Origin of the sequence: Bacillus sp. V3B (genome assembly GCF_024494465.1) — a bacterium.
Taxonomy (GTDB): Bacteria; Bacillota; Bacilli; order Bacillales; family Cytobacillaceae; genus Bacillus_BD.
The window spans coordinates 1-506 of record NZ_JAETXM010000089.1; the positions used below are offsets into that span (position 1 = coordinate 1).

1 protein-coding gene is annotated in these 506 nt (G+C 42.9%); it reads right to left on the reverse strand.

The window, feature by feature from the left end; all coding sequences use genetic code 11:
- Positions 1-506: FAD-dependent monooxygenase (locus JMM81_RS22725; protein ID WP_256243827.1), on the reverse strand; the 506-nt coding region annotated here is incomplete at both ends.

Below are 506 nucleotides of genomic sequence, written 5' to 3' on the forward strand. Positions count from 1 at the left end.
GCACTTGTTTGAACATCAGCTGACCGTGGAATTCGCTCTTCTTGGTATTCTAAAAATGCTTGTTCAATATTTTCCCCATGTTTTTGAAGCATATCTGTTAAATAGGATGCATCTTCCAATGCTTGGCAAGCACCTTGTGCTAAGTATTGAAGCATGGGATGGGCAGCATCTCCTGTAAGTGCTATGCGGCCTTTTGTCCAATTGTCAATTGGATTACGATCATACATAGGCCAGCGACGTTGACGCTGAATGTAGGAAATACCTGTTTGAACCGCTTCACACGTTCCAGCGAATACTTGATCCATTTCCTCCGGTGTTCCCCATTGATCCGTTTTTTCAATTTCCGGGCTATATTGACTGCTTTTAAATACAACCACTTGGTTATAAAGCTCGCCTCTTCTAACAGGATATTGAACAAGATGCAGATCCGGTCCAATCCACATATATACATCATCAAGGTCCCCATGAGTCGTAATATCTTCAATCGGAATGGCACCACGATAGGC